The organism is Flexivirga endophytica (assembly GCF_014640635.1).
Classification (GTDB): Bacteria; Actinomycetota; Actinomycetes; order Actinomycetales; family Dermatophilaceae; genus Flexivirga; species Flexivirga endophytica.
Genome location: NZ_BMHI01000004.1, coordinates 419,573 through 436,524, shown reverse-complemented (window position 1 = coordinate 436,524; position 16,952 = coordinate 419,573). Strand labels below are relative to the sequence as shown.

Annotated in this window: 15 protein-coding genes; 7 read left to right on the top strand and 8 right to left on the bottom strand. The window is 67.4% G+C overall.

The window, feature by feature from the left end; translation table 11 throughout:
* Nucleotides 1–3 precede the first annotated feature (3 nt).
* Complete coding sequence (locus IEX71_RS14060; RefSeq protein ID WP_188837659.1) at nt 4–624, bottom strand: IMPACT family protein; 621 nt, start codon at nt 622–624, stop codon at nt 4–6.
* 112 nt (nt 625–736) lie between these two features.
* Here IEX71_RS14060 and IEX71_RS14055 point away from each other — a divergent pair, with 112 nt between their 5' ends.
* On the top strand, nt 737–1,732 hold the full coding sequence (locus IEX71_RS14055; RefSeq protein WP_188837658.1) for an NAD-dependent epimerase/dehydratase family protein: 996 nt from the start codon (nt 737–739) through the stop codon (nt 1,730–1,732).
* Between the two features lie 151 nt (nt 1,733–1,883).
* Here the strand turns inward: IEX71_RS14055 and IEX71_RS14050 are convergent, their stop codons facing one another.
* The 6 genes from IEX71_RS14050 to dop form a co-directional block, all read right to left on the bottom strand.
* Nucleotides 1,884–3,680, bottom strand: a complete 1,797-nt coding sequence (locus IEX71_RS14050; RefSeq protein ID WP_229749770.1) for an ABC transporter ATP-binding protein — start codon at nt 3,678–3,680, stop codon at nt 1,884–1,886.
* Nucleotides 3,681–3,754: 74 nt separating this feature from the next.
* On the bottom strand, nt 3,755–5,749 hold the full coding sequence (locus IEX71_RS14045) for an ABC transporter ATP-binding protein (protein ID WP_188837656.1): 1,995 nt from the start codon (nt 5,747–5,749) through the stop codon (nt 3,755–3,757).
* Nucleotides 5,750–5,966: 217 nt separating this feature from the next.
* On the bottom strand, nt 5,967–6,746 hold the full coding sequence (gene prcA / locus IEX71_RS14040) for a proteasome subunit alpha (protein WP_188837655.1): 780 nt from the start codon (nt 6,744–6,746) through the stop codon (nt 5,967–5,969).
* Nucleotides 6,743–7,552 carry a proteasome subunit beta gene (gene prcB, locus IEX71_RS14035; RefSeq protein WP_188837654.1) on the bottom strand — a complete coding sequence of 270 codons (810 nt, stop codon included), beginning with the start codon at nt 7,550–7,552 and terminating at the stop codon, nt 6,743–6,745. Before prcB ends, prcA begins: the two co-directional genes overlap by 4 nt.
* A gap of 55 nt (nt 7,553–7,607) precedes the next feature.
* Nucleotides 7,608–7,808 carry a ubiquitin-like protein Pup gene (locus tag IEX71_RS14030; RefSeq protein ID WP_183319863.1) on the bottom strand — a complete coding sequence of 67 codons (201 nt, stop codon included), beginning with the start codon at nt 7,806–7,808 and terminating at the stop codon, nt 7,608–7,610.
* A gap of 123 nt (nt 7,809–7,931) precedes the next feature.
* Complete coding sequence (gene dop / locus IEX71_RS14025; RefSeq protein ID WP_308420980.1) at nt 7,932–9,461, bottom strand: depupylase/deamidase Dop; 1,530 nt, start codon at nt 9,459–9,461, stop codon at nt 7,932–7,934.
* A gap of 64 nt (nt 9,462–9,525) precedes the next feature.
* On the opposite strand from dop, the gene IEX71_RS14020 reads away from it, so the two are divergent.
* Genes IEX71_RS14020 through IEX71_RS14005 form a run of 4 tightly spaced genes read left to right on the top strand, consistent with a single transcriptional unit; the run spans nt 9,526 to nt 13,122 of the window.
* The gene (locus IEX71_RS14020) at nt 9,526–10,452 is read left to right on the top strand and encodes an alpha/beta hydrolase (RefSeq protein ID WP_188837653.1); all 927 of its coding nucleotides are present in this window, start codon (nt 9,526–9,528) and stop codon (nt 10,450–10,452) included.
* Nucleotides 10,449–11,480, top strand: coding sequence for a Gfo/Idh/MocA family protein (locus IEX71_RS14015; protein ID WP_444542669.1), 1,032 nt, complete (start codon nt 10,449–10,451; stop codon nt 11,478–11,480). Before IEX71_RS14020 ends, IEX71_RS14015 begins: the two co-directional genes overlap by 4 nt.
* Nucleotides 11,477–11,875, top strand: coding sequence for a DUF3054 domain-containing protein (locus IEX71_RS14010; RefSeq protein ID WP_188837651.1), 399 nt, complete (start codon nt 11,477–11,479; stop codon nt 11,873–11,875). The genes IEX71_RS14015 and IEX71_RS14010 overlap by 4 nt, the downstream gene beginning before the upstream one ends.
* Nucleotides 11,872–13,122 carry an FAD-binding protein gene (locus IEX71_RS14005; protein WP_188837650.1) on the top strand — a complete coding sequence of 417 codons (1,251 nt, stop codon included), beginning with the start codon at nt 11,872–11,874 and terminating at the stop codon, nt 13,120–13,122. Before IEX71_RS14010 ends, IEX71_RS14005 begins: the two co-directional genes overlap by 4 nt.
* A gap of 55 nt (nt 13,123–13,177) precedes the next feature.
* On the opposite strand, the gene IEX71_RS14000 is transcribed toward IEX71_RS14005, so the two are convergent.
* A complete protein-coding gene (locus IEX71_RS14000) occupies nt 13,178–13,681 on the bottom strand; it encodes an FBP domain-containing protein (RefSeq protein WP_188837649.1) in 504 nt (167 codons plus the stop codon).
* Nucleotides 13,682–14,123: 442 nt separating this feature from the next.
* On the opposite strand from IEX71_RS14000, the gene IEX71_RS13995 reads away from it, so the two are divergent.
* A complete protein-coding gene (locus IEX71_RS13995; RefSeq protein WP_229749731.1) occupies nt 14,124–16,457 on the top strand; it encodes a molybdopterin cofactor-binding domain-containing protein in 2,334 nt (777 codons plus the stop codon).
* An 11-nt stretch (nt 16,458–16,468) separates the two neighbouring features.
* Nucleotides 16,469–16,945 carry a (2Fe-2S)-binding protein gene (locus IEX71_RS13990; protein ID WP_188837648.1) on the top strand — a complete coding sequence of 159 codons (477 nt, stop codon included), beginning with the start codon at nt 16,469–16,471 and terminating at the stop codon, nt 16,943–16,945.
* Nucleotides 16,946–16,952 lie beyond the last annotated feature (7 nt).

The window sequence follows — 16,952 nt, the reverse complement described above, 5'->3', positions numbered from 1 at the left end:
ACCCTAACTGCGGACGTCGTGCCAGCGGGGACCCTTCCGTATGCCGACCGCCGTGCCGCTGGTCAGCGCCGCGATGTGCGCGTCGAGGTCGCCCGGGTCAGCGGTCGTCAGATGCAGGGTCGCGACCTCGGCATAGTCGGTCCCCGTCACGTCCACGCCGCGTGCCCGCAGCTCGGCCTCGACACGGCCGGCATCGGCGTGCGGGACGGCCAGGTCGACCGCCTCGCGTTCCTCCCGTATGACGAAACGGGCGTGTCGCAGGGCGGCGTCGACCGCCCCGCCATACGCCCTGGTCAGGCCGCCGGTGCCCAGCAACGTGCCGCCGAACCAGCGGGTGACCACGGCGACCACGTCGGACAGCTGGGAACCGTTCAGCGCCGCAAGGATCGGTGTGCCGGCCGTGCCGGACGGTTCCCCGTCGTCATTGCTGCGTTGCAGCTGGGCGTCGGGTCCGAGCACGAAGGCACTGCAGTGGTGGCGGGCATCACGGTGCGCTGCGCGGACCTCGGCGATGACAGACCGGGCCTGCTCCTCCGTCTCCACCCTCCGCAACTCGGCCAGGAAACGCGAGCGGCTCACCTGGAGTTCGCCGGCGCAGGCAGCCGCGATCGTCCGATAGGTCATGATCTCCAAAGCCTAGGGCCCGTCCGGCCCTCTCGTCGGCAGGCGAGGAACGGCCCGCTGCTGGGAGCAGCGACAGGTTGCGGTGGAAGCAGTGGCGTGGTCGGCTGACGGCATGCGACTTCTGGTGCTCGGTGGGACGGCGTGGCTCGGCGGCGAGATCGTGCGCGCTGCGCTCGATCAGGGCTATGAAGTGGTCTGTATGGCGCGCGGCGAGCGTCCCGCGCCGAGCGGTGTGACCCTTGTCGCCGCGGATCGTGATGATCCACAGTCCTATTCGGCACTCGATGGCGATTTCGACGCGGCAATCGACGTGACGATGGTCCCGGCTCACGCACAGGGCGCAGTCACCGCACTGCGAGACCGGGTCAACCGCTGGGCACTGGTGTCAACGTGCTCCGTGTACGCCGAGGACGACCTGCCCGGCCAGGACGAATCAGCGCGGTTGCTGGAACCGTACGAAGGACCGTTCGACGTCGAGAAGTACGGCGAGTGCAAGGTCGCCTGCGAGCAGGCCGTCCTGGCGGCATACGGCGACAACGCACTGATCGCGCGACCGGGCCTGATCACCGGTCCGGGTGACCACAGTGACCGAACCGGCTACTGGCCGCTGCGTTTTGCGCACCCGATCACGGACGACGGCACCGTGCTGGTGCCCGATGCACCCGACTCGTCGGTCCAATTGATCGACGCCCGGGACCTCGCGGGCTGGCTTGTCGAGGCCACCGAGCGCGGCACCGGCGGAGTGTTCAACGCGACCACCGAGCACATCGCGCTGAGCGAGTACCTCTCCCTGGCACGTGAGGTGGCCGGCCATGACGGTGACCTCGTTGCGGTCGACCAGGAGTGGATCACCGAGCACGAGATTGCGCCGTGGGCAGGTGAACGTAGCCTTCCGTTGTGGCTGCCGCAGCCCGAATACGCAGGATTCGCAACGCGATCCCCCGCAGCAGCGCGCGTGGCCGGGCTGCGGACCAGAGCGCTCGAGGAGTCGATCCGCGACACACTGGCCTGGGAGATCCAGGCCGGACCCGGTCGCACCCGCAAGGCAGGATTGTCCCCCGCCGACGAACGCGCCCTGATCGCGGAAACTCGCGCGGCCGACCGCTGACGCTCCCTCACCAGGCTGGCTTCCCGTCAGACCGAGAGGACAGTCTTTCGTCGACGGGACAGGCGATTTGTGACGGATGTGGCTGGTGAGGCGGGCATTGCCTGTCCTCTCGATATTTGGCCGTCCTCTCGGCGAGGGGCGCACGTGTCTATCAGGCGAGCGACTCCACCCACGCACGATGCAGGGCGGCGTACCGACCGTCACCTGCACCGATCAGGTCGGCGGGCGTGCCGTCCTCGAGCACTCGACCGTGCTCCAGCACCAGCACCCGGTCGGCCACCTCGACCGTCGAGAGCCGATGGGCGATGATCAGCGCGGTCCGGTCAGCGAGCACCGTCTCCAGCGCACGCTGCACCAGCCGCTCGCTCGGGATGTCCAACGAGGAGGTCGCCTCGTCCAGGATGAGGACGGCCGGGTCGGCCAGGAACGCGCGTGCGAACGCCACCAGCTGCCGCTGCCCGGCGGACAACCGACCGCCGCGCTTGGCGACGTCGGTGTCGTAGCCGTCGGGCAACTTGTCGATGAAGTGGTCCGCGCCCACGGCTTCGGCGGCCGCCCGGATCTCGGCGTCCGTCGCGGTCGGCTTGCCGAAGCGGATGTTGTCGGCGACCGAACCCTCGAACATGAAGTTCTCCTGCGTCACCAGCACCACGTGTCGCCGCAGTTGCGGCTGATCCACGTCCCGCAGGTCCACCCCGTCCAGTCGAACGGCACCCGATGTCGGGTCGTAGAACCTGGCCATCAACTTGGCGATCGTCGTCTTGCCCGCACCCGTGGTGCCGACCAGGGCGACAGTCTGCCCCGCCGGTATGTCGAGCGTCAGCCCGGGCAGAACCGGCCGGTCCGCCACGTATTCGAACCGTACGTCGTCGAATTCGACTGCCCCGTCGACCTTTTCGAGCTGCTTGGGCTCATCGGGGTCTTTGATGCCGGGCGGTGTCGCGATGACACCGGCGACCTTCTCCAGCGCGGAGGACGCGGACTGGAAGGTGTTGAAGAACTGGGTGATGTCCTGCATCGGCTCGAAGAACATCCGCAGGTAGAGCAGGAACGCCGTCAGCACACCGACGGTCATGTGACCGTGCAGCACGCGATAGCCGCCATACAGCAGCACGATGCCAGTCATGATGTTGCCGATCAGCTTCACGGACGGCATGAAGATCGCCACCAACCGGAACGTCTTCTCGTTGATCACCCGGTAGCGCTCGGCGACCTCCTCGAAGATCTCCTGGTTGCGCGGCTCGCGACGGTAGGCCTGCACGGCCTTGATGCCGGTCATCGTCTCGACGAACTGCACGATCACCAACGCGGCACTCTCGCGGACCTCGCGATAGGTCCGGCTGGAGGCACCCCGGAACCACGCCGACAGCGCGACCAGAATCGGAAAGCTCACCAGACAGATCAGGCCGAGCTCGACGTCCAGGGTGATCAGCAGGACCGCCGTGCCCACCAGGGTGAGGACGGCGGTGACCAGACTGTCGAAACCGTTCTCCAGCATGTCCTGGATGGCTTCGACGTCATTGGTGGAGCGGCTGACGACACGGCCGGACGTGTATTTGTCGTGGAAGGACACGTCGAGCCGCTGGAAGTGCCGGAAAATTCGCCGGCGCAGCTCCAGCAGCGCCAGCTCGCCGATCGTGCCGGACTGTCGCAGGAAGAACATCCGGGTGACCGCCTGCACGGTCACGACCGCGACGAGCACGCCCAGCACGATCAGCAGGACGTGCGGGTCGTTGGCCCGCGAGATCGGCGGGACGCCGTGGTCGATGCCGACCTGGACCAGGCGTGGCACCGAGAGGCGTGCGAGGTTCTCGATGATCACCAGCACGATGAGGACGACGACCATCTTCTTGTATGGCGCCAGGAGCGACCCCAGCAGTTGCCGCGCCTCGCGTCGCATCGGTCGCGACTCGTCGATCGGCAGGTCGTCGTCGTGCTCGGAGGACATCCGTCCCCGCCAGCGTTCCTCCTCGCGGGCGAACTGCTCGCTGTCCTTGCGTGTCTGCGTGTCGGTCTCGGTACTCATCGGCGCGCCTCCCGCATCGGACGGTGCACTCCGGACAGGTCGTCACGGGAGGCTTCCTCGGAACCCTCGGTGATCTCCACGCCGTCCTGCGCGCACCGCCGATCGTCGTCGGTGCACCAGGTCGGGTCCGGATCGGCTCCATCGTCGAGCTCGTCGTCGGCGGCCAGCAGGTAGCGGTAGCTGGGCACGGTCGCCAGCAACTGCGCATGCGTGCCCACATGGGTGATCCTGCCGTCCTGCAGCAACGCGACGCGGTCGGCCAGCAGCACGGTGGAGGCACGGTGTGCGACCACCAGACCGGTCACCTCGTGCAGCACGCGACGCAGCGCCTCCTCGACCAGCGACTCGGTGTGCACGTCCAGCGCGGACAGCGTGTCGTCCAGCACCAGCACCTTGGGGTGCGTCAGCACCGCGCGAGCCAGCGAAAGCCGTTGCCGCTGACCGCCGGACAGGCTCATCCCCTGCTCACCGATCCGGGTCTCGAGCCCGAAGGGCAGGTCATGCACGAAGTGTGCCTGGGCCACGTCGATCGCCTCGGCGATCTCCTCGTCCGTGGCCTCGGGACGGCCGAGCGTGAGGTTTTCCCGCACCGACAACGAGAAGAGCGTCGGGTCCTCGAAGGCGGTGGCGACCGTCTCGCGCAGGGCCGGCAGGGTCAGCTCCCGGATGTCGGTGCCGTCGACCTCGATGCGACCCTCGGTGACGTCATAGAGCCGCGGGATCAACGACGTGAGCACCGATTTGCCGGAGCCGGTGGCACCGACCAGCGCGATGGTCTCCCCCGGCGTCAGCTCGAGGTTGACGTGCCGGAGGGCCCACGCGTCGTCGTCATCACCGGCGTCGGGGAACTTGAAGCCGACGTCGGTCAGGCGCAGCGACCCTCCGTGCGAGAGCTCCGCGACCGGCCCGTCGGTGATGTCGGGCTCGGTGTCGAAGATCTCCACCACGCGATCGGCGGCGGTCATCGCCTCCTGCGACATCGACAGCAGGAAACCCAGCGACGAGATCGGCCAGACCAGCGACAGCATCATGGTGATGAACGCGACGAGGGTGCCGAGAGTGATCGCACCCGAGCCGGTCGCGGCGGCGCCGAGACCCAGCACGATGATCAGCGTGATGTTGGGAATGACCTCCAGCAGCGTCCAGAAGCTCGCCTGCAGGCGCACCTTGCGGACCTGGATGTCGAACAGCTCGGTGGCCTTCTCGTCGAACCGGTCGTAGATGTAGTCCTCCCGACCGAACGACTTGATCACGCGCAGGCCGAGTGCCGACTCCTCGACCGTGGTGGCGACGACGCCGGTCTGGTCCTGTGCCATCCGCGAGAGCTTGGTGAACTTGCGCTGGTTGTGCAGGACCGTAACGGCGATCGGCACGATCGAGATCACGACCACCGCGCCCAGCGGCCAGTAAAGCACCAGCAGGATGATCGTCACGACGACGATCTGCAGTGAGTTGAGAATCAGCATCACGATGCCGAAGCTGAGCAACCGTCGGATCATGCTGAGGTCGTTCATGATCCGCGACAGCAGCTGGCCGGACTGCCAGCCGCCGTGGAACGACATCGGCAGCACCTGCAGCCGTGCGTACATGTCCTTGCGGATGTCGCGCTCGATGCCCATCGTCGCCCGCGCGACCAGCCACCGACGCCCGAACCAGAGGATGGCCTCCGCCATACCGATCGCCAGGGCCGCCGTGCCGAGGACCCACAGGCCTCGCTGGTCGTGGTGACTCACCGGGCCGTCGATGACGGCCTTGGTCATCAGCGGTATGACGATCGTGGCGCTGAGGCTCGCGAGTGAGAACAGCAACATGCTGATCCAGCGCGCCCGGTAGGGCCGGATGTATGGCGCCAAGCGCAACAGGCTCGTGGTGCGGCGGTGGCGCTCGGGTGACGGGCTGACCTTGGGTGCGGAGATCAGGCCGTCCGACGCGGTGTGTGAGGTCGATCTGTTATCGGAAGGAACGGTTGCCGGCGAGGGCTGCTGGGTCATCGTGAGGTGAGGTCTCCTGGGCGAGTGACGACTTCGAAGCACACCTCAGCCTCGGCGTTCAAGCGGACTTGAAGTCAAGTCGATGGAGTCCCCTGAGACTTCGACAACAAGTGGGCTCGGCGAGATGACTGGGATGCCTATCGATCATGTCACGAGGCACCGACAACGGCATCCGGATATGGCTCGTGCGGGTCCGCGGCGGACCCGCACGAGCGCGTCAGCCCTCCGGCTCGTCCTCGGTCAGGTGGGTGTCGTGGACACCCGGCTCGTCGTCGGTGTGCGGCACGTCCGAGGTCGGGTCGTCCGTGCTGAGCAACGCCTCCAACAGCGAACCCGCGATCCGGCGGAATTTGCGGCGTTCGCGAGCCCGGTCGAGCACCGCGACCTCGAGCTGGTCGGCGGTCAGTGTCCGTGCAGACCCGCCGTTGGGGTCCTCGCCCAGCAACTCGATCGCCAGACGCAGCACGGCACCGAGGTCCATGCCGGCCTCCCACCGCTCCTGCAGGCCGGCGCTGACGTGCTCGGCGGCGCCGCCCATCGCGACGAAACCCTGCTCGTCGCCGACGGATCCGTCGTAGGTCAACCGGTAGATCTGGTCATCCGCCGGGTCGTCGTCGACCTGGGCGACGACTATCTCGACCTCGTAGGGCTTGGACTCCTGGGTGAAGACGGTGCCGAGTGTCTGCGCGTAGGCGTTGGCCAGACCGCGGGCCGTCACGTCGGAGCGGTCGTAGGAGTAGCCCCGCAGGTCGGCATACCGGATGCCGGCGACGCGGAGGTTCTCGAACTCGTTGTACTTGCCCACCGCTGCGAACGCGATGCGGTCGTAGATCTCCGAGATCTTGTGCAGTGCACGGCTGGGGTTCTCCGCGACGAAGGCGATTCCGCCGTCATACGCCAGCACCACGACCGAGCGGCCACGGGCGATGCCCTTGCGTGCGTAATCCGCCCGGTCCTTCATCAACTGCTCGGGCGAGACGTAGAACGGCATGCTCATCGAGTACCTCCGATCTCGCGGCGAGCGTCGAGGACGTGCTCGACGACCGTCGCCAACTCGTCGTCGGAGACGAACCGGGTTCCTTCTGCGTCGACGATCGCCACGGTCGGCCAGATGCGCCGACCCAGGTCGGGGCCGCCGGTCGCCGAGTCGTCGTCGGCAGCGTCATACAGCGCCTCGATTGTCACCCGGACGGCTTCGTCACGGGTCAGCCCACGGCGCCAGAGCTTCTTCAGCGCGCCGCGCGCGAACAGCGAACCCGATCCGACCGAGTGGAAGTCGTGCTCCTCGTAGCAGCCGCCGGTGACGTCGTAGGAGAAGATCCGGCCGGCGTCCCGGTCGAGGTCGAACCCGCCGAAGAGTGGCACGACCGACAGGCCCTGCATCGCCATACCGAGGTTGCCGCGGATCATCGTCGCGAGCCGGTTGGCCTTGCCGACCAGGGACAACCGAGTGCCCTCGATCTTCTCGTAGTGCTCCAACTCCACCTGGAAGAGCCGCACCATCTCGATGGCGGTGCCGGCGGTGCCGGCGATGCCGACCGCCGAGTAGTCATCGGCGGCGAAGACCTTGAGCATCTCGTTGTTGGCGATCAGGTTGCCCATCGTCGCCCGGCGGTCACCGGCCAGCAGCACACCGTCGGCATACGCGATCGCGACGATCGTGGTGCCGTGCGGCACGTCGACCGCCGAGATCGGGATCGTGCGTGAGCCGGGCACGAGCTCCGGCGCGTGCGCGGAGAGGAACTCGGTGAATGACGACGAACCCGTTTGCAAATAGGAGGGGGGAAGCTTGTTGGAGCTCATCGGGCCCCCCGCGAAGTATCGGAGCGAGGTACGAGCGGAGAACTTTGTGGGGTGATCACTGCCCACCCTTTTGGACGAAGCCGCGGACGAATTCCTCGGAGTTGGACTCCAGCACACCGTCGATCTCGTCCAGCACGCTGTCGACGTCGTCGTCGAGCTCCTGCTTCGCCGGGGCAGCTGCGGGTGCCGGCTCCGGCGCGTCATCAGCCGGATCGGCGTCGCGGCGCTGCGGGTTCTTGTGTTCCTGCGTGGCCATGGCGGTGTCCTTTCGTTCATGCAGCACAGGCTCGCTGTGCTTCTTCCTCAACCCTACGTGGCACGGCCCGTACGGCGCGACGACGCGCCACTACCCGGGCGCCCCACGACCGGGCGGCAATTGTCAGTCGGCTCGCGGAGCATCGTCGGCGAGTAGGCGCAACAACTCCTCGGCCGAGGCTGCCTTCTCCAGCAGGGGTCCCACGTGGGCCTTCGTGCCGCGCTCCGGCTCGAGCATCGGGACGCGCTGCAGGCTCGGCTGGGACCGCACGTCGAAGATCACCGAGTCCCAGGACGCCGCCGCGACCTCGTGCGGAAACTTGGCCAAGCACGTGCCTCGGAAGAAGGCGCGGGTGTCGGTCGGAGGCTCGACCACGGCCTGCTGGACGGCCGCTTCGTCGACGAGCTGCTCGAAGCGGCCGGCCGCGAGGAGCCGGTTGAACAACCCCTTGTCCGCACGAACATCGGACCACTGGATGTCGATGGCGCGCAGCCGGTGGTCCGACCAGTCCAGTCCGTCGCGGGCGCGGTAGCTCTCCAGCGTCTTCAGCTTCGCGACCCAGTCGATCTCGCGAGCAGCCTCCATCGGATCCCGCTCGAGTTTGGTCAGCACCTGTTCCCAGCGTTGCATCACCTCGGCGGTGTCCGCGTCGAGCTCTCCGGCATACCGCTTCTCCAGCCAGGAATCGACGAGTTCGTAATAACTCCAGAGCAGTTGGACACCGGTCATGGTCCGCCGTCCGGCGACCTCGACCGTGGCGCGCAGGGACGGGTCGTGCGACAAACGGTGCAGTGCCTCGACCGGTTTGTCGACGGTCAGGTCCTGGCCGACCGCCCCGTCCTCGATCATGCCGAGCACCAGACTGGTGGTGCCCAGCTTCAACAGGTTGGTGACGTCGCAGTGGTTGGCGTCGCCGAGGATCACATGCAGTCGCCGATAACGGTCGGCCACGGCGTGCGGTTCGTCGCGGGTGTTGATCAGAGGGCGTTTGAGGGTGGTCTCCAGCCCGACCTCGACCTCGAAGAAGTCCGAGCGCTGGGCGAGCTGGAAACCGGGCTTACCCGACTCGACGCCGAGACCCACACGACCGGACCCACACATCACCTGGCGAGCGACGAAGAACGGGATCAGGTGTCGCACGATCTCCGAGAACGGCGTCGACCGGCTCATCAGGTAATTCTCGTGCGTCCCGTAGGAGGCGCCCTTGCCGTCGGTGTTGTTCTTGTAGAGGTTGACACCCGGTCTGTCCGGTCCGGACAACAGGCGGACCGCTTCCCGCATCACCGACTCGCCGGCGCGGTCCCAGATGATCGCGTCCCGCGGACTCGTCACCTCGGGCGAGCTGTACTCGGGGTGCGCGTGGTCGACATACAGCCGCGCTCCGTTGGTGAGCACGACGTTGGCGAGAGTCGGGTCCTCCTCGTCGGTCAGTTGGCTCGGGTCGGCATTGCCCCGGGCCATGTCGAAGCCGCGTGCATCGCGCAGCGGTGCCTCGTCCTCGTAGTCCCAACCGGCCCGGGCCGCCCGCATGCCCACCTGCGTGGCGTATGCCGTGACGACGCGTCCGGACAGAACCATCGGGTTCGCAGTCGGATCGCCGGGCACGGAGATGCCGTACTCGGTTTCGATGCCCATGATGCGGCGCACAGTCATGCATCGACCTTATGACCGCAATACTTCCGCCATGACGAGGGTTCACCGGACGGACTTGCCGCACATGCCGATCCGGACGCGCCTGTGGTGCATGGTGTCCGATCTGGCGCGCAAAGGAGTCGAGGCGATGGAGCCGCAGCAGATCGCCGCAAGTCGTGCGCTGGCGCCAGATCCGCGCTTCCCGGTGACACTCGTGACCGGCCGTGTCCGACGCAATGTCCGACGCGACACTGTGCAACTGCGGATGCGTGACGGTGTGCAGATCCCGGCACGCATCCATCGGCGCCCGGATGTCATCGGCAGCGCACCGGTGGTCGTCTATTACCACGGTGGCGGGTGGACCCTGGGCCGGCCGCTCGACTACGAGTCGCTGCTGACGATGATCGCGGACGAAACGGGTGCGGTCGTCGTGGCACCGGACTATCGCAAGGCGCCCGACCACAAGGCGCCGGCCGCGGTGCTTGACGCGCACGACACGCTCGATCTCGTGCTGGCGGACCCGGATTGGTTGCCTGTGTCGCCGTCGCGCGTCGTGGTCGCGGGTGACAGCGCGGGCGGCAACCTCTCCGCCCTGGTCGCCCTGCGCGCCGGTGCCGCACTCGCCGGCCAGGTGTTGATCTATCCCGCCGTGGACCTCAGCCGCAAGCACGCCTACCGCAACGCGCCGATGCTCGACGGCGCGGCACTGGACACCTACCTGGGGCTCTACCTCGACGGATCGGGAGTGGTTGCGGCCGATCCGGTGGTCTCCCCGCTGCGCGCGGCATCGCGCGCCGGTGCTGCGCCCGCCCTGGTCCAGACCGCGCAGTTCGATCCACTCGCCCCCGAGGGCGCCGACTACGTCGCAGCGCTCGAGCGCGACGGCGTGAAGGCCCACCTGTCGCACTACCACGGTGTGCCGCACGGCTTCCTCAACATCCCCGGCTTCGCGCCGGTCGCCTGGCAAGCCCGCTGGGAGATCATCGACACTCTGCGAGGATGGTTCGCGTGACGACCCCCTCGACGCTCCCCTCACCCACGACGCCCGATCCGATGGACGCTCCCGTGCTGCGCTGGGGCATCCTCGCACCCGGCGGTATCGCAGCCGCGTTCGCCGCGGCGTTGCTCGCCGGCACGGGTCAGCAGATCGTCGCCTGCGGGTCGCGCAGCCTGCCCCGAGCCCGCGAGTTCGCCTCGCAGTTCGGTGGTTTCACGGCATACGGCTCCTACGAGGAGCTGGTGGCCGATCCGAACGTCGACGTCGTGTATGTCGCATCACCACACTCCGCTCATCGCGAGCACGCGCTGCTGGCGCTGCGAGCCGGCAAGCCCGTCCTCGTCGAGAAGGCCTTCGCCCGCAACACCTCCGAGGCCACCGAGGTCATCGACGAGGCGCGCAGTCGCGGGCTGTTCTGCATGGAGGCCATGTGGTCCCGGTTCCTGCCCCGGTATGACGTCGTGCGGCAGGCCGTCGCCGACGGTTTGCTCGGCGATCTGCAGACGATCGTGGCCGACCACGGTCAACTGCTCTATCCCGACGGACCACAGCGGCTCGCCGACCCCGCCCTCGCCGGCGGTGCGTTGCTCGACCTCGGCATCTATCCGATCTCGCTCGCCGCGATGCTCCTGCCGGGTGACCTCGACATCTCAGCGTCCGGCGTCCTCACCCCGGAGGGCGTGGACCGCAGCGGAACGATAGTGCTGACCGGCGCCGACACCATCGCGACCTGTGTCACCACGATGAGCGCCCAGACCGCGAACACCGCTGTCATCGCTGGCTCTTCGGCGCGGTTGGAGCTTCCGGGATGGTTCTATCAACGAGGACCGGTCCGTCTGGTCAGTCCGGATGACACCGTGCTCGACCGTTTCGACCCGCCCGTGACCGAGCACGGCCTGCACTTCGAAGCGGTCGAGTCCGCTCGGCGGATCAGCGCCGGTGACGTCGAGTCGCCCCTCATGCCCTGGGACGAGACGTTGCGGATCATGCGGATCATGGACGAAGTGCGCGCACAGCTCGGCGTGCGCTATCCGGGCGAATGACGCCCGCCACATCCGAGCCCGCCGCCACACGCAATCGCGTCCGAGTGGCGCTCGGCCTGGACGTGCTGGTGGTGTTGGTCTTCGCCGGCGTTGGACGCGCATCGCACCACGAGAGCAACCCGGTGCTCGACGCGCTGCAGACCGCGTGGCCGTTCCTGGTCGGCGCGGCCATCGGCTGGCTGGTGGTTCGCGCCGTCTTCGGCGAGCTTCCGCTACGACTGCGGACCGGGTGGCCGGTATGGCTTTGTGCAGTGGCCGGCGGAATGCTGTTGCGCCAGCTGACGGGACGTGGAACGGCCCTGCCGTTCATCGTCGTCGCCACGATCTTCCTCGGAGTCTTCCTGCTCGGCTGGCGACTGGTCGCCGAGCTCCGGTCACGAAAGGCACACCTATGACGACGAATTGGTCCGGCACCTATGACTATCGGTCCGCCCGACGAGAGCGACCGGCAACCGTCGCCGAGCTCCAGCAACTCGTCGCCGACGCGCCCGCGGTCAAGGTCGCCGGCTCGGGGCACAGCTTCAACGGAATCGCGGACAGCGAATCCGGTTGGCAGCTGGACGTGTCGGGCTTGATCACGCCCCCGGAGATCGATCCCGACTCCGGCATCGTGACCGTGAGCGGTGGCATGAAGTATGGCGAGCTGGTGCCGGCCCTCGCGACGTCCGGGCGGGCACTGCCGAACCTCGCCTCACTCCCCCACATCACCATCGCCGGCAGCGTGGCCACGGGCACGCACGGATCCGGTGTCCGCCAGCCGGGGCTCTCGTCCGCGGTGCGGGCCGTCGAACTGCTCACTGCCGACGGCGAATTGCGCTGGATCGACGCCACCGATCCGCGCTTCGACGGCGTCGTCGTGTCGTTGGGGGCGCTCGGTGTGGTCACCCGGGTGCGGCTCGCGACGGTGCCGGACTACGCGGTCCGGCAGGACGCGTTCATCGGCCTGAGCTGGGGCGAGCTGGTCGGACGGATCGGCGAGGTGCTCGCAGCGTCATACAGCGTGAGTGTGTTCGGCCGCTGGGTCGGGACCGGCCCGGACCACGTCATCGTGAAGTCCGTGGTCGGCCACGAGGACCGGACACCGTTCCTGCCCGGCGCGAGCTGGACTCCTGACACGTTGCATCCGTTGCAGGCCGCCGGCGCGACGCCGGACGCGGTCACCGAGCAGGGCGGCGTGCCGGGCCCGTGGGCGGACCGGCTGCCGCACTTCCGGCTCGGCTTCACGCCGAGTGCGGGAGCTGAAATCCAGTCGGAGTTCTTCGTGGCCGCGGAGGACGCCGGTCGTGGCATCGAGGGTTTGCTAGCCGTCGGCGATGCGATCGCGCCGCACCTTCTGGTCTCCGAGATCCGTGCCATAGCAAGCGAATCGCAGTGGCTCAGCCCCGCGCACGGTCGCGACTCGGTCGCCTTCCACTTCACTTGGAAGCCCGACCTGGATGCCGTGCGGCAGGCGGTCGGCATCGTGCAACAGGCCCTGTCCGACCTGGCGCCACGCCCGCACTGGGGCAAGGTCTTCACCTACCCCGGCCGTCTCGACTTCGCCTACGCCCGACTGGACGACTTCGACGACCTGCGCCGGATGCTGGACCCGCAGGGCAAGTTCCGCAACGAGTTCGTGACCCGCCACGTGGCGCGCGCCTGAGCCGGTTCGCACATGGCGGACCGTCGCCGAGCGCCACGTGGCGTGAGCACCGGGGTCAGCAGGTCGCAAGCACCTGCCGGACGAAGCCCGCGGATCGTTCGCGGAGGCCGTCGATCCGCTGCCCGATCAGGTTGAGCCGGTCCTGTTCATCGGCACTACCGACCTCGGTCAGGGTGGGCTTGCGCCGCACATTGCGGTTGCATCCGAAATCGCTGCAGATGAGGGTGCCGATGGTGTCCCCCTTGCGACCGGCTGCGCCGCCCCGCCTGGCGACATACATCGTCACATCGTCCGAGACGATGACGTCCTGGCACCAACTGCACAGCGCCTTGCGTCGCGCGCCCGGAAGCCGCGCCGTGGTGAAGCGGACGCCGACGGGGGTGCCGGCGAGTTCGACGACGGCGTAGCCGGTGTTGTCCTTCTTCCGGTCGCGCCAGCCGAGCACGTCGATCTGGTCCCACTCGATCGTGTCGAGGTCGGGAAGGATCGCATCGCGTGATTCGCGCTTGGTGGTGTTGATGAACGCACCGCGGATTGCGGCGTCGGTCAATGACTGCATGGTGGGTGGTCCTTCGATCGGTGGTGCACGACGACTCAGCGCCGACATCTCGACGGGTGCCGTCGTGGCATGGCAAATGCACCGATCCGTCGAGAGCGCATCTCTCGTTCCGAACCGGTGTGTCAGCTGTGCGCTGAGCAGGCCATGCGGCCGACCTCGCCCTCTGCGGCCGATGGCCGCTCATCACCTCGATCGAACGGTGCACATCCACGGCACACCGTCGACCACGCTCTCATACGGCACGGCGCACCGCATCTCGATTTCTCGGCGATGTGACCACTCAGCGGCTGCGTGAGCACCGGCGAATCTTGACGAACTCTTTGAATCCGCAACCGTCTTCGGGGAGCCTCGCTGTGCCACGCTGCTTCCACCGGAGCCGAATCCAGCAGTGAACCACCAGTGGCGGCACCCTTCGGGAGTGCCGGCCGCGGAAGGAGATCGCGTGACGATCGATCGGCCACCAGAGACCGAAGGAATGCCGTCGGACCGCAGGCGGGACATCAGCCGGCGGCGATTCGTCGGTTACCTCGTCGCCGGAGCGACGCTGACGGTCGCCGCGGACCTGCGACTGGGCACTCCGGCCGAGGCTGCGGTGCCCTCGCCGCCGCAGATCGCGGCGCTGTTCGACCTGGAGGACCTGGAGAGCACCGCAGCGCTCCCGACGGCCGGCCTGATCAAGATCACGGTGCACGACGACGGCTCCGCGAGCTTCGCGTTGCCGCGCGCGGAGGTGGGCCAGGGCATCACCACCTCGACCGCGATGATCATCGCCGAGGAGCTGGACCTCCCGGTCGAGAAGGTGCAGGTCTCTCTGGCACCCGCTCGCCCGGAGCTGATGTTCAACCAATTGACGGGCGGCTCCAACTCGACCGTGTCGACATACACACCGATCCGGGTCGCCGCCACGATCGCCAAGGGTGCCCTCCTCAAGGCCGCTGCCATCGAGCTCGGCTACGCCGTGGGCGAGTTGACGTCCAAACTCGGTGTGATCTCGGCACCCGACGGCAAGTCGGTCACGTATGGCGAGCTCGCGACCAAGGCGGCAAGCGCGACCACCACCAGCACGAAGGTCACGCTGAAGCCGGCATCGTCCTTCTCGGTCGTCGGCACGCCACGCAATCGCGTGGACGCCCGCGACATCATCACCGGCAAGAAGCAGTTCACGATGGACCTGCAGGTCCCCGACGCCCTGCCGACGATGCTCTGCAGAGCCCCCGGTCTGAACGGTCACCCGGTCGAGCTGAAGAACGAGGACGCGATCCTGAAGATGCCGGGCGTCACCGACGTCGCGGTCGTTGAGACGGGCGTGGCGGTCCGGGCCAAGACCTTCGGGCAGTGTATCGACGCGGTGCGAGCCGTCGAGGCGGACTTCCACGACAGCGTCGTCGGAGCTGCCGACGACGAGGCGGTGCTCGGCGAGCTGCGGAAGGCCGAGATCCCGCTCGCGGTGCCGAAGGTGCCGTTGCTCGGGCTCCAGGTCGACACCGACTTCGAGTTCATGTTCCGCAGCAGCGCTGCGCTGGAGACCAACTGCGCCATCGCCGACGTCCGCTACGACAGCGCCACCATCTGGTCCGGGCTCAAGTCACCGATCGTCGCGCAGGGCAAGATCGCCGAGGCGATCGGCCTGCCGCAGGACAAGGTGACGGTTCACGTCGTCACCGGCGGTGGTTCGTTCGGGCACAAGCTCTTCCACGACCCCGCACTGGAAGCGGCTCGGGTGTCCAAGGCGATGGGCAAACCGGTCAAGCTGATGTGGCACCGCGTGGACGAGCCGCGCCAGGGACGGATGCACCCGATGGCCACCTCGCGCTGCCGAGCGACGATGCTCGGCGATCAGGTGCTGACCTTCGAGCAACGGCATACGAGTGTCGCCACCGACTTCAGTCACGGGCTCGGCGAGATGCTCGTCGCCACCGCCGCGGATCTGCCGCCCGGTCTCGTCGGTGTCGGACTCTCGCAGAGCATCTTCCTGCTCACCCAGGATCTGCCCTACAACTTCGGGGTCGTCACCCAGCTGCTCGACGAGACCGACACTCGCTTCAACACCGGGTCGATGCGGTCGATCTACTCCCAGGACGTCGCCTGCGCGAGCGAGCTGACGGTCGATCTGATGGCACGCAAGGCCCACAAGGACCCGCTCGCCTTCCGCCTCGCGAATGTGAAATACCCGGAGGTGAAGGCCGTCCTGAAGAAGGTGGCCGAGGTCGGCAACTGGGGCCGCACGATGGAGCCGGGCACGGCACAGGGCATTGCGGTGCACCGCGAATACAAAGGCGCCACAGCGTTTCTCGTCGAGATCGACTGCCGTCCCGAGACAGTGCATCGGAAGGTTCGCAACGGCGTCACCGGCCCGCGTGTGACGAAGGTCGTCGTCGCTGTCGACGCGGGACTGGTCATCAACCCGCGCGGGATCGAGGCGCAGATGATGGGCGCCGCCTCCGACGGCATCGGGCTGGCGCTGACCAACAGCACGCACCTGAAGGATGGTCACTTCCTCGAGGCAAGTTGGGACAACTACTTCTATACGCGCGAGTGGAACGCGCCGTTCGAGTTCGAATGCGTTGTCATGCCATCGGATTCGAATCAGCCCGGCGGTGTGGGCGAGGCCGGCGTACCGGCGTCGTTCGCCGCCGTCGCCTGTGCCTATGCCCGTGCCACCGGCACGACACCGAGACGGTTTCCGATCAATCACGACACCCTCTCCTTCGACGTGAAGCCCTACGTCCCTTCCCTGCCCGAGTCCCCCACCGACGGCCTGTCGCACACCTACTGAGCGGAGTTGCCATGTCCACACACACATTCAAGCTCAACGGCGAGAAGGTCACGGTCGAGGTCGAGGACGACGTCCGGTTGCTCTGGGTGCTGCGCGACGTGCTCAAGGTGACCGGTCCGAAGTACGGCTGTGGCATCAACGTCTGCAAGGCGTGCACCTCGCACATCAACGGCAAGGCGTTCAACCCGTGTTCGGTGCAGGTCAAGGACATCCAGGCCGATGACGAGATCACCACCATCGAGGGACTGCCCGGCGAAGTCGGCAAGGATCTGCACCCGATGCAGGAGGCTTGGCTCGAGGAGGATGTCGCGCAGTGCGGCTACTGCCAACCAGGTCAGATCATGGCCGCGGTGGCCCTCGTCAACAAGGTCAAGGCAGAGGGCCGCGCGATCAACGACGACGACCTGGACACGATCCGCAACGTATGCCGCTGCGGCACCTACGTCCGGATCCGGAAAGCGATCAGGGCCGGCGCCGCGAAGATGTGATCCGTCC

Excerpts from the sequence above, each read along its gene's own strand:
- IEX71_RS14060 (WP_188837659.1), bottom strand. The coding sequence starts at position 624 with ATGACCTATCGGACGATCGCGGCTGCCTGCGCCGGCGAACTCCAGGTG.
- IEX71_RS14055 (WP_188837658.1), top strand. The coding sequence starts at position 737 with ATGCGACTTCTGGTGCTCGGTGGGACGGCGTGGCTCGGCGGCGAGATC.
- IEX71_RS14050 (WP_229749770.1), bottom strand. The coding sequence starts at position 3,680 with ATGTCCTCCGAGCACGACGACGACCTGCCGATCGACGAGTCGCGACCG.
- IEX71_RS14045 (WP_188837656.1), bottom strand. The coding sequence starts at position 5,749 with ATGACCCAGCAGCCCTCGCCGGCAACCGTTCCTTCCGATAACAGATCG.
- prcA (WP_188837655.1), bottom strand. The coding sequence starts at position 6,746 with ATGAGCATGCCGTTCTACGTCTCGCCCGAGCAGTTGATGAAGGACCGG.
- prcB (WP_188837654.1), bottom strand. The coding sequence starts at position 7,552 with ATGAGCTCCAACAAGCTTCCCCCCTCCTATTTGCAAACGGGTTCGTCG.
- IEX71_RS14030 (WP_183319863.1), bottom strand. The coding sequence starts at position 7,808 with ATGGCCACGCAGGAACACAAGAACCCGCAGCGCCGCGACGCCGATCCG.
- dop (WP_308420980.1), bottom strand. The coding sequence starts at position 9,461 with ATGACTGTGCGCCGCATCATGGGCATCGAAACCGAGTACGGCATCTCC.
- IEX71_RS14020 (WP_188837653.1), top strand. The coding sequence starts at position 9,526 with ATGCCGATCCGGACGCGCCTGTGGTGCATGGTGTCCGATCTGGCGCGC.
- IEX71_RS14010 (WP_188837651.1), top strand. The coding sequence starts at position 11,477 with ATGACGCCCGCCACATCCGAGCCCGCCGCCACACGCAATCGCGTCCGA.
- IEX71_RS14005 (WP_188837650.1), top strand. The coding sequence starts at position 11,872 with ATGACGACGAATTGGTCCGGCACCTATGACTATCGGTCCGCCCGACGA.
- IEX71_RS14000 (WP_188837649.1), bottom strand. The coding sequence starts at position 13,681 with ATGCAGTCATTGACCGACGCCGCAATCCGCGGTGCGTTCATCAACACC.
- IEX71_RS13990 (WP_188837648.1), top strand. The coding sequence starts at position 16,469 with ATGTCCACACACACATTCAAGCTCAACGGCGAGAAGGTCACGGTCGAG.